The sequence below is a fragment of the Terrirubrum flagellatum genome (genome assembly GCF_022059845.1).
Taxonomy (GTDB): domain Bacteria; phylum Pseudomonadota; class Alphaproteobacteria; order Rhizobiales; family Beijerinckiaceae; genus Terrirubrum; species Terrirubrum flagellatum.
Map to the genome: position 1 here is coordinate 292,268 of NZ_CP091851.1, position 26,236 is coordinate 318,503.

At 64.8% G+C, this 26,236-nt stretch carries 28 protein-coding genes; 13 read left to right on the forward strand and 15 right to left on the reverse strand.

Annotation, left to right across the window (positions count from 1 at the left end):
- Nucleotides 1-17 precede the first annotated feature (17 nt).
- Complete coding sequence (locus L8F45_RS01455) at nt 18-791, forward strand: transporter substrate-binding domain-containing protein (RefSeq protein WP_342361106.1); 774 nt, start codon at nt 18-20, stop codon at nt 789-791.
- A 197-nt stretch (nt 792-988) separates the two neighbouring features.
- Here L8F45_RS01455 and L8F45_RS01460 read toward each other — a convergent pair whose 3' ends face one another.
- The 5 genes from L8F45_RS01460 to L8F45_RS01480 form a co-directional block, all read right to left on the reverse strand.
- Complete coding sequence (locus L8F45_RS01460) at nt 989-1,309, reverse strand: L-rhamnose mutarotase (protein ID WP_342361107.1); 321 nt, start codon at nt 1,307-1,309, stop codon at nt 989-991.
- A gap of 17 nt (nt 1,310-1,326) precedes the next feature.
- Nucleotides 1,327-2,805, reverse strand: a complete 1,479-nt coding sequence (locus tag L8F45_RS01465; protein ID WP_342361108.1) for an alkaline phosphatase family protein — start codon at nt 2,803-2,805, stop codon at nt 1,327-1,329.
- Nucleotides 2,806-2,923: 118 nt separating this feature from the next.
- On the reverse strand, nt 2,924-3,709 hold the full coding sequence (locus L8F45_RS01470; RefSeq protein WP_342361109.1) for an SDR family NAD(P)-dependent oxidoreductase: 786 nt from the start codon (nt 3,707-3,709) through the stop codon (nt 2,924-2,926).
- 41 nt (nt 3,710-3,750) lie between these two features.
- Complete coding sequence (gene eda / locus L8F45_RS01475; RefSeq protein WP_342361110.1) at nt 3,751-4,383, reverse strand: bifunctional 4-hydroxy-2-oxoglutarate aldolase/2-dehydro-3-deoxy-phosphogluconate aldolase; 633 nt, start codon at nt 4,381-4,383, stop codon at nt 3,751-3,753.
- Between the two features lie 17 nt (nt 4,384-4,400).
- Nucleotides 4,401-5,342 carry a sugar kinase gene (locus L8F45_RS01480; RefSeq protein ID WP_342361111.1) on the reverse strand — a complete coding sequence of 314 codons (942 nt, stop codon included), beginning with the start codon at nt 5,340-5,342 and terminating at the stop codon, nt 4,401-4,403.
- A 125-nt stretch (nt 5,343-5,467) separates the two neighbouring features.
- On the opposite strand from L8F45_RS01480, the gene L8F45_RS01485 reads away from it, so the two are divergent.
- The 5 genes from L8F45_RS01485 to L8F45_RS01505 are packed head-to-tail and all read left to right on the forward strand — an operon-like array spanning nt 5,468 to nt 10,247.
- A complete protein-coding gene (locus L8F45_RS01485) occupies nt 5,468-5,659 on the forward strand; it encodes a hypothetical protein (RefSeq protein WP_342361112.1) in 192 nt (63 codons plus the stop codon).
- 3 nt (nt 5,660-5,662) lie between these two features.
- Entirely contained in the window at nt 5,663-6,925 is a 1,263-nt protein-coding gene (locus tag L8F45_RS01490) for a YlbE family protein (RefSeq protein ID WP_342361113.1), read from the forward strand.
- Entirely contained in the window at nt 6,922-8,400 is a 1,479-nt protein-coding gene (fdrA, locus tag L8F45_RS01495; protein ID WP_342361114.1) for an acyl-CoA synthetase FdrA, read from the forward strand. Before L8F45_RS01490 ends, fdrA begins: the two co-directional genes overlap by 4 nt.
- A gap of 15 nt (nt 8,401-8,415) precedes the next feature.
- Complete coding sequence (locus tag L8F45_RS01500; RefSeq protein WP_342361115.1) at nt 8,416-9,399, forward strand: carbamate kinase; 984 nt, start codon at nt 8,416-8,418, stop codon at nt 9,397-9,399.
- Nucleotides 9,396-10,247 carry an oxamate carbamoyltransferase subunit AllH family protein gene (locus L8F45_RS01505; protein ID WP_342361116.1) on the forward strand — a complete coding sequence of 284 codons (852 nt, stop codon included), beginning with the start codon at nt 9,396-9,398 and terminating at the stop codon, nt 10,245-10,247. The genes L8F45_RS01500 and L8F45_RS01505 overlap by 4 nt, the downstream gene beginning before the upstream one ends.
- A 135-nt stretch (nt 10,248-10,382) precedes the next feature.
- Here L8F45_RS01505 and L8F45_RS01510 read toward each other — a convergent pair whose 3' ends face one another.
- The 5 genes from L8F45_RS01510 to L8F45_RS01530 form a co-directional block, all read right to left on the reverse strand.
- Nucleotides 10,383-11,078, reverse strand: coding sequence for an ABC transporter ATP-binding protein (locus tag L8F45_RS01510; protein WP_342361117.1), 696 nt, complete (start codon nt 11,076-11,078; stop codon nt 10,383-10,385).
- Complete coding sequence (locus L8F45_RS01515; RefSeq protein ID WP_342361118.1) at nt 11,078-11,860, reverse strand: ABC transporter ATP-binding protein; 783 nt, start codon at nt 11,858-11,860, stop codon at nt 11,078-11,080. Before L8F45_RS01515 ends, L8F45_RS01510 begins: the two co-directional genes overlap by 1 nt.
- Nucleotides 11,857-13,083 carry a branched-chain amino acid ABC transporter permease gene (locus L8F45_RS01520; protein WP_342361119.1) on the reverse strand — a complete coding sequence of 409 codons (1,227 nt, stop codon included), beginning with the start codon at nt 13,081-13,083 and terminating at the stop codon, nt 11,857-11,859. Before L8F45_RS01520 ends, L8F45_RS01515 begins: the two co-directional genes overlap by 4 nt.
- Nucleotides 13,080-14,018, reverse strand: coding sequence for a branched-chain amino acid ABC transporter permease (locus L8F45_RS01525; protein ID WP_342361120.1), 939 nt, complete (start codon nt 14,016-14,018; stop codon nt 13,080-13,082). The genes L8F45_RS01520 and L8F45_RS01525 overlap by 4 nt, the downstream gene beginning before the upstream one ends.
- Nucleotides 14,019-14,097: 79 nt before the next feature.
- On the reverse strand, nt 14,098-15,327 hold the full coding sequence (locus L8F45_RS01530; protein WP_342361121.1) for a branched-chain amino acid ABC transporter substrate-binding protein: 1,230 nt from the start codon (nt 15,325-15,327) through the stop codon (nt 14,098-14,100).
- A 362-nt stretch (nt 15,328-15,689) separates the two neighbouring features.
- Between L8F45_RS01530 and tolQ the strand changes: the two genes are divergently transcribed.
- The 4 genes from tolQ to tolB are packed head-to-tail and all read left to right on the forward strand — an operon-like array spanning nt 15,690 to nt 19,487.
- Nucleotides 15,690-16,409 (forward strand): protein TolQ, encoded by a 720-nt coding sequence (gene tolQ, locus L8F45_RS01535; RefSeq protein ID WP_342361122.1) that lies wholly within the window; start codon nt 15,690-15,692, stop codon nt 16,407-16,409.
- A gap of 12 nt (nt 16,410-16,421) precedes the next feature.
- Nucleotides 16,422-16,877 carry a protein TolR gene (tolR, locus tag L8F45_RS01540; RefSeq protein ID WP_342361123.1) on the forward strand — a complete coding sequence of 152 codons (456 nt, stop codon included), beginning with the start codon at nt 16,422-16,424 and terminating at the stop codon, nt 16,875-16,877.
- 15 nt (nt 16,878-16,892) lie between these two features.
- A complete protein-coding gene (tolA, locus tag L8F45_RS01545; protein ID WP_342361124.1) occupies nt 16,893-18,104 on the forward strand; it encodes a cell envelope integrity protein TolA in 1,212 nt (403 codons plus the stop codon).
- A gap of 45 nt (nt 18,105-18,149) precedes the next feature.
- On the forward strand, nt 18,150-19,487 hold the full coding sequence (tolB, locus tag L8F45_RS01550; protein WP_342361125.1) for a Tol-Pal system beta propeller repeat protein TolB: 1,338 nt from the start codon (nt 18,150-18,152) through the stop codon (nt 19,485-19,487).
- A gap of 249 nt (nt 19,488-19,736) precedes the next feature.
- Here the strand turns inward: tolB and L8F45_RS01555 are convergent, their stop codons facing one another.
- Nucleotides 19,737-20,831: a citrate synthase/methylcitrate synthase gene (locus L8F45_RS01555; protein ID WP_342361126.1), complete on the reverse strand. Its 1,095-nt coding sequence runs from the start codon at nt 20,829-20,831 to the stop codon at nt 19,737-19,739.
- A gap of 95 nt (nt 20,832-20,926) precedes the next feature.
- Between L8F45_RS01555 and L8F45_RS01560 the strand changes: the two genes are divergently transcribed.
- On the forward strand, nt 20,927-22,084 hold the full coding sequence (locus tag L8F45_RS01560; RefSeq protein WP_342361127.1) for a citrate synthase: 1,158 nt from the start codon (nt 20,927-20,929) through the stop codon (nt 22,082-22,084).
- A 59-nt stretch (nt 22,085-22,143) separates the two neighbouring features.
- Here L8F45_RS01560 and L8F45_RS01565 read toward each other — a convergent pair whose 3' ends face one another.
- From L8F45_RS01565 to L8F45_RS01575, 3 genes are all read right to left on the reverse strand, one after another.
- Nucleotides 22,144-22,566, reverse strand: coding sequence for a hypothetical protein (locus L8F45_RS01565; RefSeq protein ID WP_342361128.1), 423 nt, complete (start codon nt 22,564-22,566; stop codon nt 22,144-22,146).
- Nucleotides 22,567-22,679: 113 nt separating this feature from the next.
- Nucleotides 22,680-23,099, reverse strand: a complete 420-nt coding sequence (locus L8F45_RS01570) for a GFA family protein (RefSeq protein ID WP_342361129.1) — start codon at nt 23,097-23,099, stop codon at nt 22,680-22,682.
- A gap of 13 nt (nt 23,100-23,112) precedes the next feature.
- Nucleotides 23,113-23,874, reverse strand: a complete 762-nt coding sequence (locus L8F45_RS01575) for a creatininase family protein (RefSeq protein WP_342361130.1) — start codon at nt 23,872-23,874, stop codon at nt 23,113-23,115.
- A 120-nt stretch (nt 23,875-23,994) separates the two neighbouring features.
- Between L8F45_RS01575 and L8F45_RS01580 the strand changes: the two genes are divergently transcribed.
- Entirely contained in the window at nt 23,995-24,933 is a 939-nt protein-coding gene (locus L8F45_RS01580; protein WP_342361131.1) for a bifunctional helix-turn-helix transcriptional regulator/GNAT family N-acetyltransferase, read from the forward strand.
- Between the two features lie 90 nt (nt 24,934-25,023).
- Here L8F45_RS01580 and L8F45_RS01585 read toward each other — a convergent pair whose 3' ends face one another.
- A complete protein-coding gene (locus L8F45_RS01585) occupies nt 25,024-25,272 on the reverse strand; it encodes a hypothetical protein (protein WP_342361132.1) in 249 nt (82 codons plus the stop codon).
- A gap of 268 nt (nt 25,273-25,540) precedes the next feature.
- On the opposite strand from L8F45_RS01585, the gene pal reads away from it, so the two are divergent.
- The gene (gene pal, locus L8F45_RS01590; RefSeq protein ID WP_342361133.1) at nt 25,541-26,029 is read left to right on the forward strand and encodes a peptidoglycan-associated lipoprotein Pal; all 489 of its coding nucleotides are present in this window, start codon (nt 25,541-25,543) and stop codon (nt 26,027-26,029) included.
- The last annotated feature ends 207 nt before the right edge of the window (nt 26,030-26,236 follow it).

Below are 26,236 nucleotides of genomic sequence, written 5' to 3' on the forward strand. Positions count from 1 at the left end.
CGGCGCCGGAGACGAGGATGCGACGATTGCTGATGATTTTGCTTGCCGCGGGCGGTTTCGCGGCGGCTGTGCGCGCGGAGACGCCGCTTGCCCCGGCGGGCGCGCTGCGCGCCGTCTATCTCGCGGGCAATCCGGCGCAGGCGATCCGTAATGTCTCGACCGGCGAGATCAAGGGCGCGTCGGCCGATCTCGCGCGCGAGATCGCGAAGCGCCACAAGGTCGAGCTTTCATTGAAGGGGCTGGGAAGCCCGGCCGCAGTGATCGAGGCCGTGAAGAGCGGCGAGGCTGACATTGGCTTCGTCGCGCCGAACAACGAGCGCACCGGTGTCGCTTTCACTCAGGCTTACATGCTGGTGCAGCAGAGCTTTCTCGTGAAGGAAACCTCTGACATCAAATCCGTCGCCGACATCGACAAGCCCAACCGGGTGATTGGCGCGAACAATGGCGACTCCGTCGCCGTCTATCTCAAATCATGGTTGAAGCAGGCGACGCTGAAAGAGAACGCCGACTTCACGCTGCAGGAGCCGGTGAAGCAGCTCAATGACGGGACGCTCGACGCATTCGCCGCCAACCGTCAACGGCTTGGCGCCGCCTTGCGCGGCGCGAAGGGCCTGCGCATGCTGCCCGACAATCTCTATGGCGTGCCGCAGACGATCGCGATTTCGCTCGACAAGCCGGAGGCGCTGGCTGCGCTCGACAAGATCATCGATGAATTGCGCGCCAGCGGATTCATCAAATCGGCGATCGACGCCAGCGGCGTTGATGGAGTGATCGTTGCGCCGGGGAAGTGAAGCGCTTCGCGAGTCTTTCGCTGGGCCCCGGACACGGTTCCGCTTCACTTCGTTTCGCTTCACCGTTCCGGGGACGGAGGGAGCTTCAATAATTTAAGATCAAGCTGTCTTCGTCCCCGGATTCATGAAACGAGCGTTAGCGAGTGGAATGAAGTCCGGGGCCCAGCGCAAAAAATCGCGCGGTTGCGCGACAAAATTCACGCGAGGTAGAATACGCTCGGCACGATCTCGAATCCCTCATCAGGCCTGCGGCCGTCGAGTGATTCAAAGAATGGCGCCATCGTCGCCTGCCAGCGCGCATTGACGTCGGTCGCCGCCATCTTCGCGCGCGCGGCGTCGAGATCATCGGTCTCGAAATAACCGATGAGCATGCCGTCGTCGCGCAGGAACAGCGAATAATTGCGCCAGCCTGCGGCGCTGAGCGCAGCGAGCATGTCGGGCCAGACATTCTCGTGCGCCTTGCGATATTCTGCGAGACGCTCCTTCTTGACCTTGAGAAGAAAACAGATGCGCTGCATGTTGCGCTCGCCGCTGTTCAATCGAGCTTCAAGGATTTCGACAGCGAATTCACCGCCTGAACGCGTTTGCCTGGAAGCGGCTCCAGCCTGAAGCGTTCGGTGATCAGTTTGAGCACCGATCCCGTGTCGTAAGGCGTCGAGTCAACGCCCTTGCGCGCGAAGGGTGAGATCACCAGCGCTGGCACGCGCGAGCCGGGCCCGAGGAAATCGGCCGTATCGCCTGCGCCTGCTGGCGGCGCCACATGGTCCCAGAAGCCGCCATTCTCGTCATAGGTGATGATCATCACATAGGAGTCCTTGATCGGGCTTGCCGCAAGCTTCGCCGCGATTTCAGCGACGCGCGCGTCGCCCTTGTCGAGATTGGCGTAGCCGGGATGCTGGTTGAGAGGCCCGCTCGGCTTGTAGAAGACGACAGGCGGCAGCTTGCCCGCGGCGATGTCGTCGTCGAGGCGCGCCGCATCGCGCAAATGATGCTCTCGCTGCGCGCGCCCCGCCTCGGTGGCGGGATCAAAGCGCTTGAAATAGCTGAACGCCTGATGATGCCACTGAAAGCGGATGGAGCCTTCGAGGAAATTGCTTTCCTTCTCGCTGCGATCATTTCGTGAGGCGAGGTCGAGCCCTTCGGAATACCAGGCCCAATCGACGTTCTTGTCGCTCAGCCGGTCGCCGATCGTCGGCTGCGTCTGAGGCGGCAGAAGCGCGCTCTGCTTGCCATTGTTCAGATAGACCGACTGAATCGTGTTGATCGCGATGTCGCCGTCGGCGGTCGCAACCACGCGATTGTCCTCGAAGACGCCGGGCCTGCTTCCGGCTAGCGGAGCGCCGTTGGCGTCGATCTTCGAGCGCTCCTTGTCAGGCGCGCCAGTCCAGACGGGGCCGCAGGCGCAGGCGAGATAGATGTGATTGAGGAAGGAGCCGCCGAGCGCGCCCATGAAGAAATGATCGAGAAGAGTGTTCTCGCGCGCCAGTTTCCACAGCGCCGAATTCTCCATCGCCTCTTTCGAATAGTAGCCCATGGCGAGGCCGCCGGCGTCGGAATAGGCGACGAAACGATCGTTGGCGCCGCTATTGATCTGCGCGCGGTTCGTATAGAAGCGGTGGACGAGGTCGCGCGTGTTGGCGCTGGTGCCGACGCTTGGGAATGTCTTGTCGATCGCAAAGGGCGCGTTCGGCAGTTTCGGCCAGGGAAGGCTGCGGATCGCGCTGGAGTTGTCGGAGACGTCAAACGCGCCGGCGCCGATCGGCGGCGGCAGCTCTTCGTAAAGCTTGCCGCTCAGATCCCGCTGCTGATGCTTCCCCGCCTTGATCGCATTCTCGACGCCGTCGGCGCTGGGAAAGGCGCCGAACATATTATCGAAGGAGCGATTCTCCAGGAACACCACGACGATGTGGCTGATCCGGTCGAGCCCTGAAGGTTGCTGCGCCCTCGCTGGAAGGGCGAGCGAAGCGAGCGCGAGAGCCGTGACGACAATATGTTTTGCGCGGCGCAGATTCATTCAGCCCTCCCTTTTGGAGAAACATCCTGCGCAGCGCCGCGGCCGAAGACAAGCCGCGGCGCTTCTTTTCGCATCATCTTTGTCGCAAAAGTGGCGCCCACTTTTGCGGAGGATGCGCCTATTTCGGCGCGAGGCGCACCGCACCGTCAAGGCGGATCGCGAAGCCGTTCAGCATGTCGTTCTCGATGATCGACTTCGCGAGATGGGCGTATTCATCGGGGCGGCCGAGACGCGACGGGAAGGGAATGCTCGCTTCCAGCGACTGGCGGAATTCCGGCGAAATGCCCTGGAACATCGGCGTTTCGAAGAGGCCCGGCATGATCGTGTTGACGCGAATGCCTGACGCGGCGAGATCGCGCGCCGCCGGCAGGGTCAAACCGACGACGCCGCCTTTCGACGAGGCGTAGGCGACCTGGCCGATCTGGCCATCGGTCGCAGCCACCGAAGCGGTGTTGATGATGACGCCGCGTCCGCCATCGGCTGTGATCGGCTCAAGCGCCGACATCGCGACCGCCGATTTCGCCAGCATGGTGAAGGTGCCGATGAGGTTGATGCCCACAACCTTGGCATAGAAAGCGATGTCGTGATGAACGAGCGCGCCGGTGTCGCGCTTCTTCGAGACGGTGCGCATCGCCGGGCCAATGCCGGCGCAATTCACGAGAATGCGCTCGACGCCGTGCGCCTTGCGCGCGATCGCCAGCGCTTCATCGCAGGAGACTTCGCTCGCGACGTCGCAGCGCGCATATACGCCGCCCAGTTCCTTCGCGACCGCTTCGCCGCGTTCGGCGTTGAGATCGAGCAGCGCGACCTTCACGCCTTCCTTCGCCAGCATGCGCGCGGTCGCTTCGCCGAGGCCCGACGCGCCGCCGGTGATGACGGCCGCAATGGAGGAATCAAGCTTCATGGAATTCTCCGAGGATTGAAGAGAGAAACCGGATTTTGAATTCAGGCTGGCGCGCAGGCCTTGGCGAGGGTCGTGATCCCGGCCCAGTCGGCGGCTTTCATAGCTGCAGCAGGCGTCATCCAGGCGCCGCCGACGCAAACGACGTTCGGAAGCGTGAGATACATCTGCGCCTTGTGGGCATCGAGTCCGCCGGTCGGGCAGAACTTGATGTCGGGCAGCGGCGCCGCAAGCGATTTCAGCAGATTGATTCCGCCGACGGCCTCCGCGGGGAAGAGTTTGAGAAAGGTGAGGCCTTTCTCCGCGAGCTTCATCGCTTCGGAAGGGGTCGCGACGCCGGGGAGATAGGGCACGCCCCAATCCTTCGACGCCTCAACCAGCGCGTCGGTCGACCCCGGCGAGACGATGAATTTCGCGCCTGCGGCGACCGCGCTCTGCCCCTGCGTCGGCGTCAGCACCGTGCCGGCGCCGACATGGGCCTCCGGGCATTCGGCGGCGATGATGCGGATCGCGTCGAGCGCGGCCTCGGTGCGCAAGGTGACCTCGACGATGGGCAGGCCGCCGGCGAGCAGCGCGCGGGTGAGAGGCACCGCGTCCGCGACGCGATCGATGGTGACCACGGGGATCACGCCGGTCCGGCGGGCGAGGGCGGCGAATGCGGCGGATGAGTTCGGCATGGGACTTGTCCGTGCTGTTATTTGGCGGAAGCCGGCTGGGGCTTCAGGCCGCTGGTCGCCTCGGCGGGAACGATGGCGCCGCGATGCTGAATGACGACGCCGGCAAGACGATGGCCGGCGAGCGCGGCTTCATCAGGCGCAACATCGCGCAGCCGCGCGGCGAGATAGGCGGCGTTGAAGGAGTCGCCCGCGGCGGTGGTGTCGATCGCGGCGACGCGCCCGGGCACCTCGACATGCTTCGTCGCGCCGCCATTGTGCGCGTAGGCGCCGTCAGGCCCGTTCTTCACCGCGATCTCGCTCACGCCGAGCCCGGCGATGCGCGCGATCGCGTCTTCCGGCGTCTTGTCGCCCCACAGCATCTGCTCGTCGTCGAAAGTCGGCAGCGCAATGTCGCAGAGCGACAGAAAGCGCTTGAAGATCGTCTTGGCGCGATCGCGATCGGGCCAGCCGCGCGGGCGGAAATTGCCGTCGAACGCAATGCGCGCGCCTGAGTTCTTCGCGTCGCGCAGCGCGCTTTCGAGCTTGTCGAGCCCGGCGTCGGAATAGAGCGAGAGCGTGATGCCGGAGAAATAGACGATCGCGGACTGCTTCATGCGCGCCGCGATCTTCGTCGCGGCGTCCTCATGCTCGAACAGTTCGCGCGCCGGCGAGCGATCGCGCCAGTAGAAGAATGTGCGTTCGCCCTCAGCGCTTGTCTCGATGAGATAGAGCCCAGGCATGCGGCCCTTGCGGCGGGGAATCAGCGAGACGTCGACGCCTTCCTCTTCCGCCAGCGCAGCGATGCCGTCGCTGTAGGCGTCGTCGCCGAGCGCGGTGGCGTAGGCGACCGAAGCTCCCATGCGGGAGGCGTAGACCGCGGTATTGAAGGTGTCGCCGCCATAGGCGAGGCCGAAACGGCCGTCATTGCCGCGGGCCAGCTCCACCATGCATTCGCCAATGGCGATCAGATTGGTCATCATCGAGCGGTTCGATAGACGATCTCCGGCCTTCGGGCGAGCGGGTTCACCGGCTTTTCAGCATCCGATCGGACGGCTTTCCGCCGGCTTCCTTTCTGTTCTAAGACCTCCGCGAGGATGATCGCCCCATGACCCCCGAAAAGCCCAACAAGCCGCCGAAAAGCCTGCTCAAATCGCCCTTGAAGGTCGTGAATGTCGGGCTGGAGGGCTTTGCCGACGATCTTGCCCGCCAGAAGACGCCCGTCGTCCGGGTGCAATGGAGCCCGCCGGCTGGCGGCGACCCGGAGCTGGCGCGGCTGCTCTCCAAGCTCGGCGGCTGAGCGATGAGCGACATCGCCTCGCGGATCGAGGCCGCGAACGCCGAAACGCTGCGCCGCATCCTGGCGGCGGACCCGGTGCTGGTCGACGTCATTCCCGCCCATGAGGCGCTGCCGCGACTTCGCGAAAAGATGATCCTGCATGCGGGGCCGCCGATCGAGTGGGCGCGTATGTGCGGGCCGATGCGCGGCGCGATCACCGGCATCGCCGTCTTCGAGGGCTGGGCGAGCGATTTGCGCGACGCCGAGGCGAAGGCCGAGGCCGGCGCCTTCCAGTTCGAGCCGAACCATCATCATGACTGCGTCGGGCCGATGACCGGGATGACGACGCTGAGCCAGCCGCTGCTCGTGGTCGAGAACCGCGCCTTCCGCGTGCGCGCCTACTGCGCGATCAATGAAGGCCTCGGCAAGGTGATGCGTTTCGGCGGCAATGACGATGAAGTGCTGACGCGCCTGCGCTGGATTCGCGATGTGCTTGGACCAGCGCTGGGCGCGGCGCTGCGCGATCTCGGCGGCGTGCCGCTGAAGCCGCTCATCGCGCGCGGCCTCTCCATGGGCGATGAGATGCACCAGCGCAACGTCGCATGTTCCAGCCTTCTGTTGCGCACGCTGGCGCCGGCGCTGGCGCGCAAGGTCAGCGACCCCTATGCGCTGTCGGCCGTGCTCGATTTCATCGGCCGCAACGACCAGTTCTTCCTCAATGTCGCGATGGCGATGGGCAAGTCGATCTCGATGCCTGCCGAAGGCGTGAAGGATTCGAGCATCGTCACCGTGATGTGCAGGAACGGAACCGATTTCGGCGTGCGCGTCAGCGGGCTCGGCAAGGAATGGTTCACGGCGCCGGTCGAGATGCCGCAGGGACTTTATTTCCCGGGCTACACCATTGAGGACGCGAACCCCGACATGGGAGATTCCGCGATTGTTGAAGTCGTTGGTCTCGGCGGCTTCGCCATGGGCGCGGCGCCTGCCGTTGTGGGCTTCATCGGCGCCGGACCGGCTTCGCGCGCGGCGGATTTCACCCATGCGATGGCGGAAATCGCGATTGGCTCGAATCCGGAATGGACGATCCCGTCGATGGATTACGCCGGCGTGCCCACGGGCATCGACATCAGGCGCGTCGTCGACACCGGCGTTGTCCCCATGATCAACACCGGCATCGCCCATCGCAAGCCGGGCGTCGGCCAGGTCGGCGCCGGCACGGTGAAAGCGCCGATTACATGTTTTGAAAAGGCGCTTGTCGCCTTCGCGCGCGAAATGGGCGTGTCATGAGCGTCGTCATCAATGAAGTGAGGCGCGGCCTCTATCTCGACTCCGTGGCGTTGATGCGCATGTCGCGCGAGATCGCGGCGCTGCCGGAGGTGGAAGAGGCCGGCCTGATGATGGGCACGCCGGCGAATAAAGAAATCCTGCGCAACGCCGGCGTTCTCGATGCGACCGGCGAAGCCGCCGCGGCCGGCGACCTCGTGCTTGCGCTGCGCGCTGCGACAAAGGTGATCGCAGATGATGCGCTTGCTGCGGCGAAGAAGCTGCTCGACCAGCCGAAGCAGCAAACTGAATCCGGTTCTAGCTGGAAGCCGCGTTCGCTGCGCGCCGCCATGACGCTCGCGCCGGACGCCAGTCTCGCGCTCATCTCCGTGCCCGGAGATTTCGCCGCGGCGGAAGCGCGCAAGGCGCTGTCGCTCGGGCTCCATGTCATGATGTTCAGCGACAATGTCTCTATTGAAGACGAGATCGAGCTGAAGCGCGAAGCGCGCGCCCGCGGCCTGATCGTGATGGGTCCCGACTGCGGCACGGCGATCATCAATGGCGCGCCGCTTGCGTTCGCCAATCAAATTCCGCGCGGGCGCATCGGCATCGTCGGCGCATCCGGCACCGGCATTCAGGAAGTGTCCTGCCTGATCGCGCGGCTCGGCGGCGGCGTCTCGCACGCGATCGGCGTCGGCGGTCGCGATCTGAAGGCTGAAGTGGGCGGGATCTCGACGCTGCAGGCGATCGACTGGCTCGATGAAGATCCAGACACGGATCACATCGTGCTGATCTCGAAGCCGCCGGCGCCGTCTGTCGTGAATGCGGTGGCGACTCGGATTGGCGAGAGCAAAAAAAGCTTCACCGTCTGCTTCATTGGCGCGGCGCACACCTCGCTGCATGGCGACGCCAGACTTGCGACGACGCTGAAATCCGCGGCCGAACTCGCCATGGGCAAGAAGCTCCATGCGCACACGGCCCATGTCGGCAAGGGCGCGGCGCGAGGTCGGTTCGTGCGCGGGCTCTATTCCGGCGGCACGCTCTGCGCCGAGGCGCAGGTGCTGTTCCGCGACGCCGGCGTCGCTGTCGCGTCGAACGCAGCGATTCCCGGCGTGCGCAAGATTGCATCAGGCGATCACGGTCATCTGCTGATTGATCTCGGCGATGACGAATTTACGCGCGGCCGGCCGCATCCGATGATCGAACCTTCCGTGCGCGATCAGCCGCTGCGCGAAGCGCTGGCCGATCCCTCCGTCGGCGTGATTCTGATCGATCTCGTGCTTGGCTTCGGCGGCCATGCCGATCCCGCGGGCCATCTCGCATCAATGCTGAAGGGGCGCATGGGCGAGGGGCCGATCATCATCGGCTCCGTCACCGGGGTCGAGGATGATCCGCAGCCGCTTGCCGCGCAGACGCGCAAGCTGGAAGAGGCCGGCGTGATCGTTGCGCCTTCCAATGCGGACGCGGCGGCTTTGGCGCTGCGCGCCATCTCGGACTGACAAAGAGGCGATGCGATGGCGACGCTTCCGATCCCGAAACGCCTGCTGATCGCCGTCGGCGGCAACGCCACACACCCCGAAAATATTTCCGGCACCTCGCAGGAGCAGAAGGACATCGCCGATCGCACGGCGCAGGCGCTGCTGCCGATCGCGCAGATGGATAATTATCTCGTGATCACCCATGGCAACGGGCCGGTGGTCGGGAAAATCCTGATGCGGCAGGCGCTGACCCGTGATCGCATCCCGCCGATGACGCTCGACATCTGCGTCGCGCACAGCCAGGGCGGCATCGCCTACCTGCTCGTGCAGGCGCTGGAGAATGCGCTGCGCGAGGCGGATACGCCGCGCCATGTCGCCTGCCTGCTGACGCAGGTCGAGGTCGATGCGAATGATCCGGCCTTCCAGAATCCGACGAAGCCCGTCGGTCCCTTCTTCACAGAGGAACAGGCGAAGGGCGTCGCTGAAGAACTGGGATGGCTGATGAAGGAGGACGCCGGCCGCGGCTGGCGCCATGTGGTGCCGTCGCCGAAGCCGAAGCATATCTGCGATATCTCGCTGGTGCGGGCGCTGGCGCAGCGCGCCATCGTCATCGCTGGCGGCGGAGGCGGCATTCCTGTCGTGCGCGGCCCGAAAGGCGTGCGCCATGGCGTCGCCGCGGTCATCGACAAGGACCTTACCTCTGCGCTGATGGCGAATGTGCTGAAGATCGAAACGCTGGCGCTGCTGACGGCGGTGCCGCAGGTCGCAATCAATTTCGGCAAACCCGATCAGGAATGGCTGAAAGTGGTCTCGCTCAGCGAGATGAAGCGTTATCTGGCCGAGGGGCAGTTTCCGCCGGGCAGCATGGGGCCGAAGGTCGAGGCCGCGATCCGCTTCATCGAAGGCGGCGGCGAGCGCTGCATCATCGGCGCGCTGGAGCAGGCGCGCGACGCGATCACAGGCGCGGCCGGCACGCATATCGTCGCGGATCATGCGCTTGCGGCGATGCGGGCGGCATGAGGCTTCGCGTCGCGCGGCTTGGGCCTTTCGCGCGCCGGTTTCTTGAGACGCATCAGGCAGCGCGCGTCAGCGCCATGTTCGCGCGCAGCCTTCATCTCGAAGCTGATCAGGATGCGCTTTGCATCGTCGATGCTTCGCTTGGCGACGGCGCGCTGAACGCCGTGCTTGAGGCGCCTTTCGGCGCGCTTCGAGAGATCGCAGTGGGCGCGCCTTGCATTCTGCACGGCGGCGTCATCGTGATCGCCGGCGCAGACGAAATCGCTTTTGGAGATGCGAGCGAATGGCGGCCTCCGCAGATGCGCGCTGTACCGCAACGACAGACGCTCGATGCGCTGCTCGAAGCCGCACTTTCAATGGCGCCGCGCGAAGGCGTATTCCGCGCCGCGCTTGATCCTGATTTCAGCGTCAATGATCTGATGACGCGGGCGCTGGCGGCGAGAATTGCAGCGCTGCGTGAATGGATGGCCGAACGGCTGAAAGCGTCTCAAATTCAAAGTGATCCGCCAGTCACGGGGCTTGTCGGTCTGGGTTCGGGCCTGACGCCGGCTGGCGATGATTTCATCGGCGGCGCGATGATCGCGCTGCATGGGATCGGCCGCGTCGATGCAGCGCGCGAAGTCGCCGACGCGATCTCACGTCTCGGCGATGGCGCGACGACGATCCTCAGCCGCGCGATGCTGCGCGCCGCGGCGGAAGGCGTCGGCGGCGCCGCACTTCACGAAGTTCTTTCGGCGCTGGGCGATGACGATATTCCGCGCGCCGTCGCGCTGCTGTCTGATATCGATCGCATTGGTCATACGTCGGGGTGGGATGCGCTGGCGGGCGCGATCGCTGCGTTGCGGCTTTAGTCCCGAGCTTCCCTCTTTCTCGCCGTCATCGCCGGGCTTGACCCGGCGATCCAGAAGACTCTGTCAGTTCTCACTGGATGGCCGGGTCAAGCCCGGCCATGACATCTGGAAAGAGTCCGAGGAAAACGAAACTCCTCACACCTCCAGCCATTCCTTCCGCAGCTTCTCGTTCGCCCGCAATTCACCCGGCGTTCCCTCGAACACGACGCGGCCATGGCCCATGACGTAAAGCCGCTGCGAGATGTCGAGCGCGAGCGCAAGCTTCTGCTCGACGAGAAGGATGGCGACGCCGCGCTCCGCGATCGTGCGGATGAGATCGCCGACCTGCTTCACGATCAGCGGCGCGAGGCCCTCGGTTGGCTCGTCGATCATGATGAGATCGGGATCGCCCATCAGCGTGCGGCCGATGGTGAGCATCTGCTTTTCGCCGCCGGAGAGCACGCCGGCTTCGGTGTCCGCGCGGCGGGCGAGATTGGGAAACATGTCGAGGATATGATCGGGCATCCATCCCGCTTTCTTCTTGGGATTCTTCATGCCGAGCAGCAAATTCTGGCGCACAGTCAGCGTCGGGAAGATGTCGCGATGCTCCGGGACATAACCAAGGCCCAAGCGCGCGATGCGATGGCTTGGCCAACCCGCGATTTCCTGTCCATTGAAGCGGATCGATCCACGCGGCCCGACCTCGCCCATGATCGACTTGACCGTGGTTGAACGGCCGACGCCGTTGCGGCCGAGCAGGCTCACCACTTCGCCCTTGGCGACATCGAGATTGACGCCCTGCAGGATGTGGCTCTTGCCGTAATAGGCGTGGAGGTCGCGGACTTCGAGCATCAGCCGCAATCCGGTTGCGCGACGACGGCGATTGGCTGTTCGCTCTCTTCGCCGAGATAGGCTTCGCGCACTTTCGGGTTGGCGCGGATTTCCGCCGGCGGGCCGGACGCGATGATCTGGCCATAGACCAGCACGGAAATGCGATCGGCGAGGCCGAACACGACGCCCATGTCATGCTCGACGATGAGGAGCGTGCGATCCTGCGTCACATCGCGGATGAGCGACACCGCGCGCTCTGTCTCGGCGTGGCTCATGCCGGCGGTGGGCTCGTCGAGAAGAATGACAGACGCGCCGCCGGCGATGGTGACGCCGATCTCGAGCGCGCGCTGGTCCGCATAGGAGAGCAGGCCGGCTGGCATATTGCGCAGAGGGGCCAGCCTGATGAGGCCGAGAATCTCGCGCGTGCGTTGGTCGACGTCGCCGTAGGAGTCGATCGAGCGCCAGAAGGCGTAGCGATGGCCGAGCGACCATAGCACGCCGCAGCGGATATTCTCGAACACCGACATGTTGTGAAAGATGTTGGTGACCTGAAACGAACGCGACAGGCCGCGCCGGTTGATCGCGAAGGGCTTCTTGCCCGCGATGGATTCGCCGTTGAGCTTGATGTCGCCGCTTGACGGCGCGAAGGCGCCGGACATCAGGTTGAAAAGGGTGGATTTGCCGGCGCCGTTCGGACCAATGATCGCATGGCGCTCGCCCTTCCTGACGGCGAGGTCGACGCCCTGAATGATCTTCGCCGAGCCGAAGCTTTTGGTCAGACCGATGAGTTCAAGCGCGTTCATGCGGCGGCGCCCGCTTCGCGCTCGGCGGCGCGCTGCATCGTGATCTTCAGCGCTGCGCCGGCGCCGAGCAACGCAAGCGTGATGATCCACGCGGTCACGCTCGTGATTGGCAGGCTTGCGCCAAAGAGAAAGAGCGGTCGCGCGCCGTTGCGCCAGCGCACAATCATCTCGATCAGGATGATGGCGCCGAAGCCGAGCGCGAGCTTCGCCGCCGCGCCGCCGAGGAAGCGCGGCAGGAAACCGCCCCATCCCGTCGCTGCGAGCTTCGCGCGTCCGGCGTGGATCATGCCGGCGAAGCCGCCGGGCGCGAACATCACGATGAGCACGAACACGCCGCCAACATAGAGCTGCCAAGCCTGGGTATAGTCCGACAGCATCGACTGCATGAGCGTGAGAAACACGGTGCCGAGAATAGGCCCGTGAAACAGGCGCACGCCGCCGATGAAAGTCGCGATCAGCACGGCGGCGGAGGGAAAGGCGCTGAGCGATTCCGGCGTCATGATCTCGTAGTTCACCGCGCCCATGCCGCCAGCCAATCCGGCGAAGCCGCCCGAGATCATGAAGACGAGATAGCGCACGCGCTGCGGATCGAAACCGACGAACTGAACGCGTTCGGGATTGTCGCGCACCGCATTCGCAAGACGCCCGAGCGGCGTCTTCGTGAAGGCCCACATGGCGAAGGCGGCGATAAACAGCCATCCCGCGATGAACCAGTAGACCCGTCCCGGCGCTCCCATCTGCAATCCGAACAGCAATGGGCCGGATGTGCGGTCGCCGGAGATTCCCTCTTCGCCGCCGAACAACGCCTTGAACATCAGGCCTGCGGCAGCGACGAGTTCGCCGACGCCGAGCGAGATCATGGCGAAGGGCGTGCCGGCGCGGCGGCAGGAGAACCAGCCGATCAACGCCCCCGCCGCCCATCCGCCCATGAAGCCGATGATCGGCGTCAGCGGCGCCGGGATCGGCAGTCCCGCCGATTTCACGGCGGCAAGCAGATGGATCGTCGCATAGCCGCCGAGCCCGTAATAAACGGCGTGGCCGAAGGAGAGCATGCCGGTCTGTCCCAGCAGCATGTTGTAGGAGAGCGCGAACACCGCGTTCACGCCGATCGCGTTCATCAGCACGAGCGCTGTACGTGTCGGAAAGAGATACGGCAGCGCGATCAGAATCAGCGCGAAGCCGAGCCAGGGAAGAAGTCGTGTCAGCGTCGAGGGATGCCTCACGTCTCGCGCACTCCCATCAGGCCGCGCGGCCTGAAGATCAGCATCAGCACGAGCAGCACGAAGGGCAGCATCGGGCCGATCTGCGCCAGCGTGATGCGGCCGATATCGCTCGTTGGTCCGAGCGCGACCCCGAACAATCGGAAGAAGTCGGCGACCGAGGCGTCGATCGAGATCGCCGCCGTCTGCATCACGCCGATGATCATCGCGGCGATGAAGGCGCCGGCGAGCGAGCCCATGCCGCCGACCACGACGACGACGAAGACGATCGGGCCGAGCGCCAGCGCCATCGACGGCTCGGTGACGAGTAGCGCGCCGCCGATCACGCCGGCGAGTCCCGCCAGCGCGCAGCCAACGCCGAACACGCTCATGAAGATCAGCGGCACATTGTGGCCAAGCGCGCCGACCATATGCGGATGGGTCAGCGCCGCCTGCACGAGCAGTCCAAGCCGCGTCTTCTTCAGCATGGCCCAGAGTCCGACGAGCATGGCGACTGCGACGACCATCATGAAGATGCGGAAGGCGGGATAGGTGGCGCCGAAGAGCGAGAACAGCGGACGCGCGAGCTCCGGCGGCGGACGATAGGCGACCGAGGTCTTGCCCCAGACGAGCTTCACCACCTCCTCGATGAGATAGGCGAGGCCGAAGGTGAAGAGGAGTTCGGCGACATGGCCGTTTTCATGCACCTTGCGCAGGCCGAAACGTTCGACCAGCGCGCCGACGAGCCCGACGAGAACGGGCGCAAGAAAGAGCGCCACCCAGAAATTCGAGACGCCGCCGATCGCATAGGCGAAATAGGCGCCGAGCATATAGAAGCTGGCGTGCGCGAAATTCAGCACGCCCATCATCGAGAAGATCAGCGTCAGGCCGCTCGACAGCATGAACAGCAACAGGCCGTAGAGAAGCCCGTTGAGCAGCGTGAAGACAATGACTTCCATCCGTCCCCTTTCCGGAGGCAGTCAGCAACGAATGCGCGAAAGCTCCGGCGACGCGCCGCCGCCGGAGCCTGATCGGTTCTCAGCTTGCCGGACGCTTCATCTGGCAGGTGGTCGCGGCCGCGGTCTTGTCGGCTTCGACGCGCAGATCGGTCTGGAAGCCGAAGGGCGTGTTGTCGACCGTGCGCTTCGCCTTGTCCGACAGGGTCGAGATGAACATCGGCATCAGGATCTGGTGATTGTCCTTGCGCATTGTGATCTTGCCGGTCGGAGAGTCGATGCTCATGCCTTCGAGCTTCAGCGCCACCGCTTCGGCGTCGACGCTTTTCGCCTCGTTCATCGCTTTCGCCACCATCTCCATCGCGTTCTTGATGCGGAGATAATAGAGGTCCTGCTTCACCGTCTTCTCATAATCGTCCATGAACGCGTCGAGATTCATGCCGTCGATATTCTTGTGGAACTCGGTGACCTGCTTGACATAGCCGACCGCCGCCTTGCCCATCGCAGTCGGCGCGCCGAGGCCGCCGCCGTAATAGGTGAGAACAGGCACGGTGTAGCCTGAATCCATCGCCGCCTTGATCAGCAGCGTCATGTCCGTGCCCCAGTTGCCGGTGATGAGCACGTCAGCGCCGGCGGCGCGCATCTTGGTGATGTAGGGCGCGAAATCCTTCACGCGGCCGAGCGGATGCAGCTCATTGCCGACGATCTCCATGTCGGGCCTTTTCGCCTTGATCATGCGCCCTGCTGCGGCGGAGACTTGCTGGCCGAAACTGTAATCCTGACCGAGCACATAGGCCTTCTTGAGATTGGGCTGCGTCTTCAGCCAGTCGGTGATGATCTCCATCTTCATGTCGGAGTCGGCATCGAAGCGGAAATGCCAGAAGCTGCATTTGTCGTTGGTGAAGACAGGATCGACCGCGGCGTAGTTGATGAACAGGACGCGGTCCTTCGGATTGCGCTCGTTGTGTTTCTCGACCGCCTCGATCAGCGCGGCGGCGAGCGCGGAGCCGTTGCCCTGCGTGATGTAGCGCGCGCCCATATCGATCGCTTTCTCGAGCTGGACCAGCGCTTCCTTGGGATTCATCTTGTTGTCGAGACCAATGATCTCGAGTTTGCGCCCGTTGACGCCGCCGGCCGCGTTGATCTTGTCGGCCATGTATTTGTAGTGGTTCAGGCCCTGCTCGCCGACATCGGCGAAGGCGCCTGAGAGCGGGTCGATATAGGCGATCTTCACAGTGTCCTGGGCGCGGGATGGTCCGGTCCAGATGAAGGCGGCCGCCAAGGCGGCGCCGACAAGCCATGGCTTGCGCATCGTTCGTTCCTCCATGGGGCCGGTCCGTTCATGCGGCCGGCTTCATTCAGCATTGGGAGGAGGATCGAGCCGCCTCCGATGAGCGCATGATGCATGCCAGCCCCGCGCAAGAAAAGCCCGGCTGGGGCGAAAATCCTGTCCCGGAGCGCCTCCAGGCGCCTAAATCGTAACCAAGGGTTAACCATGACGAAGGCTTGATAAACCTGCTCTAATCGTCTGAATGCGGCTGGCAGGCCGAAACGCCCTTGTTTGGACAGATTCCCGGGCAAGAGGCCCTGCCATCGACCGGCGTCCGCGCCGCCGGCGCATCGAATGGCGCGAACCCGCCTCGCCGCCGCAGGCGCACGGACCAAGGCTGACTCATGAATCCTGTTGAACCGATTTCGTCCGATCTGTCGCTGTGGACGCTGTTCTGGCACGCCCACATCGTCGTGAAGTTCGTGATGCTTGGCCTGATCGCTGCGTCGATCTGGTGCTGGGGCGTCATCATCGACAAGACGATCCTCTACGGCCGCACCCGGCGCGCCATGAATGAGTTCGAGGACGTGTTCTGGTCCGGCCAGTCGCTGGAAGACCTCTATCGCAGCCTGTCCGAGACCCAGCCGCGCGGCATGGCGGCCGTGTTCGTCGCCGCCATGCGGGAATGGAAGCGCACCTTCGAGAACGGCGCGCGCTCGATGCATGGCCTCGCGAGCCGCATCGACAAGGTGCTCGACGTGACCATCCAGCGCGAGGCGGAGCGGCTTGAATCGAAGCTGCTGGTGCTCGCGACCATCGGCGCCTCGGCGCCGTTCATCGGCCTGTTCGGCACGGTGTGGGGCATCATGAATTCGTTCCAGTCGATCGCCGCGTCGAAGAACACGTCGCTCGCGGTCGTCGCGCCTGGCATCGCGGAGGCCCTGTTCGCCACGGCCGTCGGCCTCTTCGCCGCGATCCCGGCGGTCATCGCTTACAACAAGCTGCAGGCGGAAGCGTCGAAGGCGACCGGCCGTCTCGAAAGTTTCGCCGACGAATTCTCCGCCATTCTGTCCCGCCAGATCGACGAGGCGCGCTCGCACCCGTCCGATCGGCAGGCGGCGTAAGGAGCTCGCGCAATGGCGATGGCGACAGGCGTCGCTGGCGGAGCCGGCGGCCGCAGACGAGGACGCAGAGGCCGCGGCATGAAGCCGATGGCCGACATCAACATGACGCCGTTCATCGACGTCATGCTCGTGCTGCTGATCATCTTCATGGTGGCGGCGCCTTTGCTGACGGTCGGCGTGCCGCTCGACCTGCCGCAGACGCGCGCCGCTCCGCTCAATATCGACAAGCAGCCGGTCACGGTGTCGATCAATGAGCGCGGCGAGGTGTATATCGGCGACAGCAGGCTGACCGACGATGCGCTCGTGCCGCAGCTCCAGACGGCGGCGAAGCAGGGGCTTGAGGAGCGCATCTATGTGCGCGCCCACAAGAAGGTCGATTACGGCCGCGTCGCCCAGATCATGGCGACCATCACCCAGGCGGGCTATAAAAAGGTCGCACTCGTGACCGAGCCTGATCCGAAGACCTAGAGGCCGGCGAGGGGCGTGCGCTTCAACCGATCAGAACCGGGCGTCATCGTCTCCAGCGTCGCGCATGCGGCGCTGTTCGCGCTCGCCTTCATCGGTTTCTCCAGCGCCAAGCCCTTTTCCGATCAGGAGGAGGCGGTGCCCGTCGAGGTCGTGAGCGAGTCCGACCTGCGCCAGATGACGCGCGGCGATCGCAACGGCAAGCCGATGGATCAGTCTTCGCAGAAGGCCGATCGCGTCGCCGAGACCAATGAGCGCAAGCAGGACGCGCAGCTCGCCCAGCGCGATGTGGAGGCGCCGGGAGCGCCGCCGCCACAGGAGAAGAAGGCCGATCCCGACGCCGAACTGCGTGCGAAGGTGGAAGCCGAGGTGAAGGCGAAGGCCGACGCCGAGGCGAAGGCGCGCGCGGCGGAACAAGCCGAGCGTCAACGTCAGGCGGCCGCCGCCGCGGCTGCGGCCGACAAGGCGCGACAGGCGGCGGAAGCCAAGGCGCGTCAGGACGCGGCGCAGAAGGCCGAGGAAGAAAAAGAGCGCAAGGACGCCGAGGAGCTTCGCCTGCGTCGCGCGCAGGAGGAGAAACAGGCCGCCGAGACGAAAGCGCGCAAGGAGGCTGAAGCGAGGGCTTTGCGCGAGAAGATCGAGCGCGAGCAGCGCGAAGAGGAAGAGCGCAAGCAGGTCGAAGCGGAGAAGGCGAAAAAGGCCGCTGAAGCCAGGCGCGCGGCCGAGGCGAAGAAGGCGGCTGAGGAAAAGGCGAAGCGCGAGGCTGAAGCGAAGGCTGCCGCGGCGAAGCAGGTCGCGGAGCAGAAGCCGTATAATCCGACCGACATCGAGAAGATCCTGCAGAACAAGCAACAGGCGCAATCAACGGGATCGACCGGGCCGCAATTGCAGCGGCAGGCGTCGCTTGGAACGCCGACCTCATCGGCGCCGAAGCTCAGCCCGTCCGATAAGGAATCGTTGATCGGTTACCTCCAGGCGAAAATGCGCGAATGCGTGAGCGTGCCGCCGGGCGCGAACCGCAACGCCAAGCCCGAAATTCGCGTCATCCTCGCGCGCGACGGCGCGCTTGCAGCGCCTCCCGCACTCGTCGGCGGCGATCGCGCCATTGGCGAAGCCGCGGTGCGCGGCATCCGCGCCTGTGCGCCCTACAGAATTCCCGACAGGTTCGCCGCGCAATACGATCAGTGGCGCGATCTCGTCATCACCATCGACGCGTCGGACCTCAACTGAGCCGCCGCCACACCAATGTCTTCGACAGATTGCACGATATCTCCCATGCTTCCGATTTCTACTTCGCTTCATCGCCGACATCTGATCCGCATGCTCGCGGCGAGCGCGGTCATTCCCGTGACCGCGCTCGATCTCGGGTTTGCGCACGCGGAGCTGCGGTTCGATCTCAGACCCGGCAATTTCCAGCCGATGCCGATCGCCATCGCCGACATGATCGGGCAAGGCGATGAAGGCCAGCGCGTCTCGGCCGTCATCACCAACAATCTCAAGCGCAGCGGCTATTTCTCGCCGATCGATCGCAACACGTTTGTCGAGAAGGTCTCCAACCCGGACGCGGCGCCTGACTTTTCGAGTTGGCGCGCGCTCGGCGCGCAAGGCCTCGTCACCGGCCGCGTGTCGCGCGACGCATCAGGCCGCATGCGCGTCGAATTCCGGCTGTGGGACGTCGCCGCCGGCCAGCAGGTGGCGGGTCAGCAATTCTTCACCGATCCCAACAACTGGCGCCGTGTTTCGCACATGGTCTCCGATGCGGTGTGGGAGAAGATCATCGGCGAGAAGGGCCATTTCGATACGCGCATCGTCTTCGTCGATGAGAGCGGTCCGAAGGAGAAGCGCCGCAAACGTCTCGCGTTGATGGATCAGGACGGCGCCAATGTCCGCTATCTCACCAGCGGCAATGAGCTGGTCGTCACGCCGCGCTTTTCACCGACGACGCAGGACATCGCCTACATGGCGTTCGGCGCGAATGGCGAGGCGCGCGTCTATGTCCATAATCTCGAAGGCAATCAGCGCGAGGCTGTCGGCAATTTCCCTGGCATGAGCTTCTCGCCGCGCTTCGCGCCTGACGGACAGCGGCTCGTGATGAGCCTGCAGCAGGGCGGTAATTCGAATCTGTTCTCGATGGATCTGGGTTCGCGCACGACGACGCGCCTCACCGACACCGGCGCGCTCGACACCTCGCCAAGCTATTCGCCCGATGGAGCGCAGATCGTGTTCGAGAGCGATCGCGGCGGCGCGCAGCAGATTTACGCCATGGCGGCGTCAGGCGGCGCGGCGAAGCGCATCTCTTTCGGCGACGGCTCCTATGCGACGCCGGTCTGGTCGCCGCGCGGCGATCTCATCGCGTTCACGAAGCGCAAGACGGGCTCGTTCGCGATCGGCGTGATGCGCCCTGACGGTTCAGGCGAACGCATCCTCACTGAAGGCTATCACAATGAGGGGCCGACCTGGTCGCCCAACGGCCGCTTCCTCATGTTCTTCCGCGATCCCGGCGGGCAGGCCGGCGCGAAGATCTTCATGGTCGACATCACCGGCCGCGTGGAGCAGCCGGTGCCAACGCCGAACTTCGCGTCCGATCCCTCGTGGGGTCCGCTGCTGAGCTGACGCGAAGCTGCGCCCTCCGTCCCCGGATTCATGGAGCGAACGTGAGTGAGCGAAATGAAGTCCGGGGCCCAGAGCAAGAATCGCCTGCGTAGCAGGCGCTCTTCAAATCCATGAATTGCGCTGGCTGCGCTCGCGAGTCCTGCGCTGGACCCCGGTCTCCCTTCTGCTCAGGCTCCCGCCTTCGCGAAGCAAAGGCTTCGCTTCGGCGTGGCAAGCCGCCTTCGCTCCAGGGAACCGGGGACGGCGAAATTAAGCCGCCTGTTTCGGCATCGGCCCGACATAGCGTGACTGCGGCCGCATCAGCCTCCCTTCCAGAACCTGCTCGCGCGCATGGGCGATCCAGCCGGGGACGCGACCCATGGCGAAGACGCAGGTGAAAGCGTCGCGCGAAAAGCCCAGCGCCTCCAGCAGCAGCACCGTGTAGAAATCGACATTCACATCGAGCGAGCGGCCGGGCTTGCGGCGGCGAAGCACTGTGAGCGCAGCCTTCTCGACGGCCTCGGCGAACGCGACGCGGGCGTCATCGACGCCGCCTGACGCGGCGAGTTTGCGCAGCGCGCTCTTCAGCGCGTCGGCGCGCGGATCGCGCACGCGATAGACGCGATGACCGAACCCCATCAGACGTTCGCCGCGCATAACGGCGTCGTCGAGCCAGCGCTCGGCATTTTCGGGCGCGCCGATGTCGTCGAACATATCGAGCACCGGACCCGGCGCGCCGCCGTGCAGCGGCCCCTTCAATGCGCTGAGGCCCGCGAGCACGGCTGAGGCGAGGCCCGCCTGCGTCGAGGCGACGACGCGCGCCGCGAAGGTGGAAGCGTTGAGCCCGTGATCGCAAACGATGACGAGATAGGCGTCGAGCGCGGCGGCGCGTTCCTTCGATGGCGTGTCGCCGGTCAGCATGCGCAGCGTGTCGGCGGCGTGCGAGAGCGCCGCATCAGGCGCGATCGGCGCGAGTCCCTTCCGCAAACGAAGCATCGCCGGCGTGAACACCGCCGGCGCCGCGATCAGCTTCAACGCGACGTCGAGATCATCGCCGTCGTCGAGGCGCGCCATGAGCGCGCGAACGGATTCGATGGGATCGAGCTGCGCCAGGCCGGCGCCTGACGTCTCGACTTCAGCAAAGACGGCGACGCGCGCCGCCCCGAGCGCGGCTGCAAGCGTCCCGCGGTCGGGGAGATCGGGAAAGAAGCCGTGCAGCAGGAGCGCGATCGCCTGTTCCGTCGCGACATGACCGGCGAGCTCATCAAGGGCGAAACCGCGGATGATGAGATGTCCGCCTTCGCCATCGACGTGGGACAGCACGGTCTCGGCCGCGACCACATCGTCCAATCCGCTTTTTGCCATTTCAGCCTCCATCGCTTCGCGAGATCGCTTGCGGAAAAGATGAGAGCGGCTATGATTGACGTCAATCTTGATCAATATGATCAATGTGAGGCGCGATGGCCTGGCTGACGGCTGAAGAGGCTTTGGCGGAGCTGGGGACGCGGGCGCAGACGCTTTACGCCAATGTGAGCCGCGGCCGCATCCGGGCGAAGCCTGATCCGGCCGACGCGCGGCGCAGCCTTTACAGCGCCGCCGACGTCGACCGTATGGCGGCGCGGCGCAGCGGCCGACGGCGAACCGAGGCGATGGCGGCGGAGACGATCCGCTGGGGCGATCCGATCCTGCCTTCCGCCATTTCGACAGTGCATCGCGGGCGACTGTTCTATCGCGGCCGGGACGCTGCGGCGCTGGCGGAGACGGCGACGCTCGAGGAGGCGGCGGCGCTGCTTTGGGGGGCGCGCGCAGTCGAATTCTCCGAAGCGCAGTCGGTTGCGCCGCTGCCTGGCGGAACGGCCTTACAAAATCTCTTCGGCGCGCTGGCGCGTTGGGCCGGCGAGGCGCTCCCCACATCGGGACGATCGGCGGCAGCCTTGCGCGGGGACGCGGCCGAGATCGTCGCGGCGCTGGCGGCTGCGGCTGTCGGCGGGCGCAAGTTTGAAACAACCATGCCGCTGCATCAGCGCATCGCGGCCGCATGGCGACGGCCCGCCGCGGCGGATGTGATCCGCCGCGCGCTCGTGCTGCTCGCGGACCATGAACTCAACGCCTCGACTTTCGCCGCGCGCGTCGCGGCTTCGACGGGCGCGTCGCTGGAAGCCTGCGCGCTCGCCGGTTTCGCGACGCTGACCGGTCCGCGCCATGGCGGCGCGCCTGCGGCGGCGCAGGCGCTTGCGGCGTCCGCCATGCGCGTCGGCGCCGACAGCGCGCTGCGCGAATGGCTGGCGCGCGGCCACGCCGTTCCCGCCTTCGGCCATCAGCTCTATCCCGATGGCGATATCCGCGCGGCTGCTCTGATGAGCGCGTTTGAATTGGCGCCCGCTTTTATCGGCCTGCGCGACGCGGGAATGCGCGTCACAGGCGAGCAGCCCAATGTCGATTTCGCGCTCGCGGCGATGACGGCGTCGTTCGAATTGCCTGAAGACGCGCCGATCATCGTGTTCGCGCTGGCGCGCTCGGTCGGATGGATGGGCCATGCGCTCGAACAGATCGCGAGCGGCGGACTGATCCGTCCGCGCGCGCGTTATGTCGGCCCCGCGGTCGCTTCGTTCAGCTAGGTCTGGCGGGCTTCGCAGCCCGCGACCCCGCTCAGTCCTTTAAGAGAGTGAATTGCGCCTTATTTTCTCGGGCATTCCGTGTAGCCGAACTCGTCAATCATGCGAGCGCCCGAGATCGCGCTGTAGTTCAACTTCTCCATATAACCATGCGAGAGCACATATTGCCGCAGTTTTGCATTGTAGGCGTCGGTCATACGTTGCGTGGCGACCGCATTGATCACGGTCGCGTCGTCGCGATCGTGGCCTGCATGGAACAGTAGCTTTGCACTTCGCTCCACGCACACATTGTTCAGCCCAAGAAACAACGTGCAGTTCGACGCGCAGGAGCCGCGAATGCGAAACAATTCGCCAGACGCGTTGTTGCGCTGGATGGCTTCCTGAAATGGTCGGTAGGCGCCGCCTTTCGAATATCTGTCGGAGGTTTCGGCGTGAGCGACCGAAGCTGCGGCGGCAAGTATTGCTATCAACGAAAAGCGCTTCATGAATATGTCTCGCAACTAAAACACTTCCAGCGTCCAAGCTGCAAGCTAATCACACGTCTTTATTCTGTCCATCCCCTGCCCGCCGAAACGGGTATGCGCGCCCTCCGGCGCGCTTATTTCAGCGGCGGGCCCTCGCGCGCGGTCTTTGCAAACCGCGGCAGCCCGTCATCGAGATGAATCCAGGAGAGCTGCGTCTCGCAATAGACATGGCCCTTGGGCGCGAGGCTGTTGGGCTCTTCGAAGCTCGGCAGGAAGAGATGGACTTCGTCAGGCCAGCGCTCGCCGGTGAAGCTCACGGGCGATCCGCAGCGCGGGCAGAAGCTGCGCGTGACGCCCGGCGAAGAATTGTAGGCCGCTGGCTTTTCGCCGCTCCATTCCACCGCCTCAACCAGATATCCCGCATAGGTCGCGAAGGCTGCGCTCGTGGCGCGGCGGCAGCTTTCGCAATGGCAGTGGGCGACCCATTTCGGCTCGCCGCGTGCGACGAAATGCACCGCGCCGCAGAGGCATCGTCCGGTTCGCTCCGTCGGCATGGCGAAGCCGGCCCTATCGCCAGATCTTGCCGTTGATCAGCTGCTCGGCGAGGAGATCGGCGGCGACATCAAGCAGCTTCGCGCCCTTCTCCGCGTTCGCCTTGCGCGCGTCGCCCATCACGCCGCTTGGAGTCCTGTCCTTGAAGGAGCGCCAGATATTGATCGCGCTGCGGCCCGGCGGCTTCTCGCCGCGTCCGCCGAACGCCTCGGCGATCTTGTCGCCGCGCACGCAATCGGGAAACGCCGCCTGCATCATCGAGGTCTCGGCCTCGCAGGCGTGTTCGACGCCTTTCTGGTCTTCGAGGATTTTAGCGTAGGCCTCCGTCTCGTGCGGCAGCGAATAGAGCGTCGTCACCGCGATCGGCGTCTTCAGCTCCATGGCGAGATCGGTGGTCATCGCGGTCAATGCGGCGATGTTTCCGCCATGGCCGTTGACGATCAGGATCTTTTTGAAGCCGGCGCGCAGGATGGAGTTGCAGAGCTCGCGGATCAGAGCGTGATAGGTCGGCAGCGACAGCGTGAAAGTGCCGCCGAACGCCATGTGATGTTCGGCGAGGCCCATCCACAGCGTCGGCGCAACGATGATCGGGCGATGCGCTACAACGCGCTCGGCGATGCGCCGGCAGCCTTCGCCGGCGAGGAACGTGTCGACGCCGGTCGCGAGATGCGGGCCATGCTGCTCGGTCGAGGCGACCGGCAAGAGCACGATCGCGTCTTTCTCGGCGAGCCCCCGCAGTTCGGCGGCGGTCAGGCGGTTCCACTGGGTCTCGGGCATGGCGTCATCCTCACGGGCGGCCATTCAGCCCGATTTCCGGCGCGATCGCCAGTACGGGCGGCGCATGGTCGGCATTCCGATATACTTGACAAAGTCAACTAACTGCCTCACCCGTGATTCATGTCGCAGGCGCCTGCTGCAAACGGAACAGATGACGCGGTCGCCGCGGTGCGACGCTTCTCGCGCTTCTACACGCGCACGCTCGGCGTTCTCGGCGGCGATCTCTATGACAGCGATCTCTCGCTCACCGAAGCGCGCGTGCTCTACGAACTCGCCATGGCTCAGACGCCGCGAACGGCGATCGAGGTCGGTCGCGATCTTGGCGTCGACGCCGGCTATATGAGCCGCATCCTGCGCGGCTTCGCGGCGCGCGGATTGATCGCGCGCAAACCATCGACGACGGATGGCCGCGCGCGCATTTTGACGCTGACCAAGAAGGGGCGGGCGGCTTTCGCCCGCGTCGATCGCATCTCGGCGGAAGAGGTCGGCCATGTGCTCGCGCCTTTGACATCAGGCGAACGGCGTCAGGTGATCACAGCCATGAGCGCGATCGAGCGCGCGCTGGGCGGCGACTCCGTGTCGCCGATCACGCTGCGCGCGCATCGCCCCGGCGACATGGGCTGGGTTGTCGCCAAACATGGCGAGCTCTATGCGCGCGAATATGGCTGGGACTTGAGCTTCGAAGCGCTGGTCGCCGAGATCGCCGCGGGCTTCATCCGCAATTTCGATCCCGATTTCGAGCGCTGCTGGATCGCCGAGATGGATGGCGAGCCCGTCGGCTCGGTGTTCATCGTGAAGGCGTCGGACGAGGTCGCGAAGCTAAGATTGCTCATCATCGATCCCAGGGCGCGCGGGCGCGGTCTTGGCAAAAAATTGGTGGATGAGTGCATCCGCTTCAGCCGCGAGCGCGGCTATCGCAAGATCATGCTGTGGACGAACGACGTGCTCACCGCCGCGCGCGCGATTTATGTGAAGGCGGGCTTCACGCTGACTGAATCAGAGAAGCATCACAGTTTTGGGAAGGAGCTTGTCGGGGAGACTTGGGAGCTGGAGTTTTAAGCCGCTCAATCAGCAAGCCGCGAAAACGAATGGATGCGCGGCGGCGAGCTTCACTCAGATTCGTTTTGCACGCGGAAAATTTGGCGCTGGTCAGCGCTGAAGAGCGCGCCGTTCAAGCTCCTTTTGTCGAGCCACCTCCTCCTCCCTCCTTCGCGCAACGGCTTCGGCTTCTTTGGCCTTTCTCAATAGCTCGGCTTCGAGCCTTTTTCGTAGTTCCGTTTCGCGCTCCGAGATTTGCTGCTGCCTTTCGGCCGCAGCGCGCTCCTCTTCCGATTGAGCTTTGACCGCAACAGGCAGGAGAAACAGCGCGAGGCCGGACACAATGCGGCGATCGATCATCAGACGGGTCCCATTTTATGAGCCAGACAACGATCCTCATCGCTGATCAGCGCAGGTCCGCGAAGGCTGTACCGTGCCTTCGCCGCGGCCCCGCCGCAATCCCGCCGCGAAACGTCTGACATCTGTTAACCTTACGCCGCAGTTTCGCCGGACCCGCCCTGTTTTCATGAACGGCGAAAGGACCGGTCAAGGTTGATAAACCCTTTGTTGACCGGTCGCATGCGAGGGGTTGGCGACGATGATTTCCGCGATGTCCGGAGTTGAGTTCATGCGTTTGGGCGCGCGTTCCCTGAAATTTGCTGTGATGATCGCCGGCGCGCTCGCGCTCGGCGCCTGCGCCAAGAACGCCGCGGATGACGGCATGGGCGCGCTGGGCTCGGCGCCGGCCGGCTCGATCCAGGAATTCAACGCCAGCGTCGGCGACCGCGTGTTCTTTGAATCGGATTCCTCGCAGCTCACGCCGCAGGGGACCGCGACGCTCGACAAGCAGGCGAGCTGGCTGTCGCGCTATCAGCAATATTCGATCCTTGTCGAAGGCCATGCCGACGAGCGCGGCACGCGCGAATACAACTTCGCGCTCGGCGCGCAACGCGCCCAGGCGGCGCGCGATTATCTGACCTCGCGCGGCGTCGCCGCGTCGCGGCTGCGCACCACGTCCTACGGCAAGGAGCGGCCGGTCGCGGTCTGCAACGACATCTCCTGCTGGTCGCAGAATCGCCGCGCCGTGACGGTGCTCGGCGGCGGCGCCTCTTCCTGATCTTCTCCAGCGCGCGGGCCCCCGCGCGCTGTCCGAAATACCTCCCCCTATGCGGTTGCGTGGACGCTTCGGCTGTCCCCCTGTGCATGGGAGGTTGGGGCGGCCTTAACGAAGGCAGCGCCCGCACCGGCGTCCGGCGGCCCATGGGGCTCCGGACGCCGGTTCTCTTTCAGCGTCAGCGTCGCACAGATTTCGTCCGCGTAATTT

Coding starts and splice junctions, on each gene's coding strand:
- L8F45_RS01455 (WP_342361106.1), top strand. CDS start 18: ATGCGACGATTGCTGATGATTTTGCTTGCCGCGGGCGGTTTCGCGGCG.
- L8F45_RS01460 (WP_342361107.1), bottom strand. CDS start 1,309: ATGCAGCGCATCTGTTTTCTTCTCAAGGTCAAGAAGGAGCGTCTCGCA.
- L8F45_RS01465 (WP_342361108.1), bottom strand. CDS start 2,805: ATGAATCTGCGCCGCGCAAAACATATTGTCGTCACGGCTCTCGCGCTC.
- L8F45_RS01470 (WP_342361109.1), bottom strand. CDS start 3,709: ATGAAGCTTGATTCCTCCATTGCGGCCGTCATCACCGGCGGCGCGTCG.
- eda (WP_342361110.1), bottom strand. CDS start 4,383: ATGCCGAACTCATCCGCCGCATTCGCCGCCCTCGCCCGCCGGACCGGC.
- L8F45_RS01480 (WP_342361111.1), bottom strand. CDS start 5,342: ATGATGACCAATCTGATCGCCATTGGCGAATGCATGGTGGAGCTGGCC.
- L8F45_RS01485 (WP_342361112.1), top strand. CDS start 5,468: ATGACCCCCGAAAAGCCCAACAAGCCGCCGAAAAGCCTGCTCAAATCG.
- L8F45_RS01490 (WP_342361113.1), top strand. CDS start 5,663: ATGAGCGACATCGCCTCGCGGATCGAGGCCGCGAACGCCGAAACGCTG.
- fdrA (WP_342361114.1), top strand. CDS start 6,922: ATGAGCGTCGTCATCAATGAAGTGAGGCGCGGCCTCTATCTCGACTCC.
- L8F45_RS01500 (WP_342361115.1), top strand. CDS start 8,416: ATGGCGACGCTTCCGATCCCGAAACGCCTGCTGATCGCCGTCGGCGGC.
- L8F45_RS01505 (WP_342361116.1), top strand. CDS start 9,396: ATGAGGCTTCGCGTCGCGCGGCTTGGGCCTTTCGCGCGCCGGTTTCTT.
- L8F45_RS01510 (WP_342361117.1), bottom strand. CDS start 11,078: ATGCTCGAAGTCCGCGACCTCCACGCCTATTACGGCAAGAGCCACATC.
- L8F45_RS01515 (WP_342361118.1), bottom strand. CDS start 11,860: ATGAACGCGCTTGAACTCATCGGTCTGACCAAAAGCTTCGGCTCGGCG.
- L8F45_RS01525 (WP_342361120.1), bottom strand. CDS start 14,018: ATGGAAGTCATTGTCTTCACGCTGCTCAACGGGCTTCTCTACGGCCTG.
- L8F45_RS01530 (WP_342361121.1), bottom strand. CDS start 15,327: ATGCGCAAGCCATGGCTTGTCGGCGCCGCCTTGGCGGCCGCCTTCATC.
- tolQ (WP_342361122.1), top strand. CDS start 15,690: ATGAATCCTGTTGAACCGATTTCGTCCGATCTGTCGCTGTGGACGCTG.
- tolR (WP_342361123.1), top strand. CDS start 16,422: ATGGCGATGGCGACAGGCGTCGCTGGCGGAGCCGGCGGCCGCAGACGA.
- tolB (WP_342361125.1), top strand. CDS start 18,150: ATGCTTCCGATTTCTACTTCGCTTCATCGCCGACATCTGATCCGCATG.
- L8F45_RS01555 (WP_342361126.1), bottom strand. CDS start 20,831: ATGGCAAAAAGCGGATTGGACGATGTGGTCGCGGCCGAGACCGTGCTG.
- L8F45_RS01560 (WP_342361127.1), top strand. CDS start 20,927: ATGGCCTGGCTGACGGCTGAAGAGGCTTTGGCGGAGCTGGGGACGCGG.
- L8F45_RS01565 (WP_342361128.1), bottom strand. CDS start 22,566: ATGAAGCGCTTTTCGTTGATAGCAATACTTGCCGCCGCAGCTTCGGTC.
- L8F45_RS01570 (WP_342361129.1), bottom strand. CDS start 23,099: ATGCCGACGGAGCGAACCGGACGATGCCTCTGCGGCGCGGTGCATTTC.
- L8F45_RS01575 (WP_342361130.1), bottom strand. CDS start 23,874: ATGCCCGAGACCCAGTGGAACCGCCTGACCGCCGCCGAACTGCGGGGG.
- L8F45_RS01580 (WP_342361131.1), top strand. CDS start 23,995: ATGTCGCAGGCGCCTGCTGCAAACGGAACAGATGACGCGGTCGCCGCG.
- L8F45_RS01585 (WP_342361132.1), bottom strand. CDS start 25,272: ATGATCGATCGCCGCATTGTGTCCGGCCTCGCGCTGTTTCTCCTGCCT.
- pal (WP_342361133.1), top strand. CDS start 25,541: ATGCGTTTGGGCGCGCGTTCCCTGAAATTTGCTGTGATGATCGCCGGC.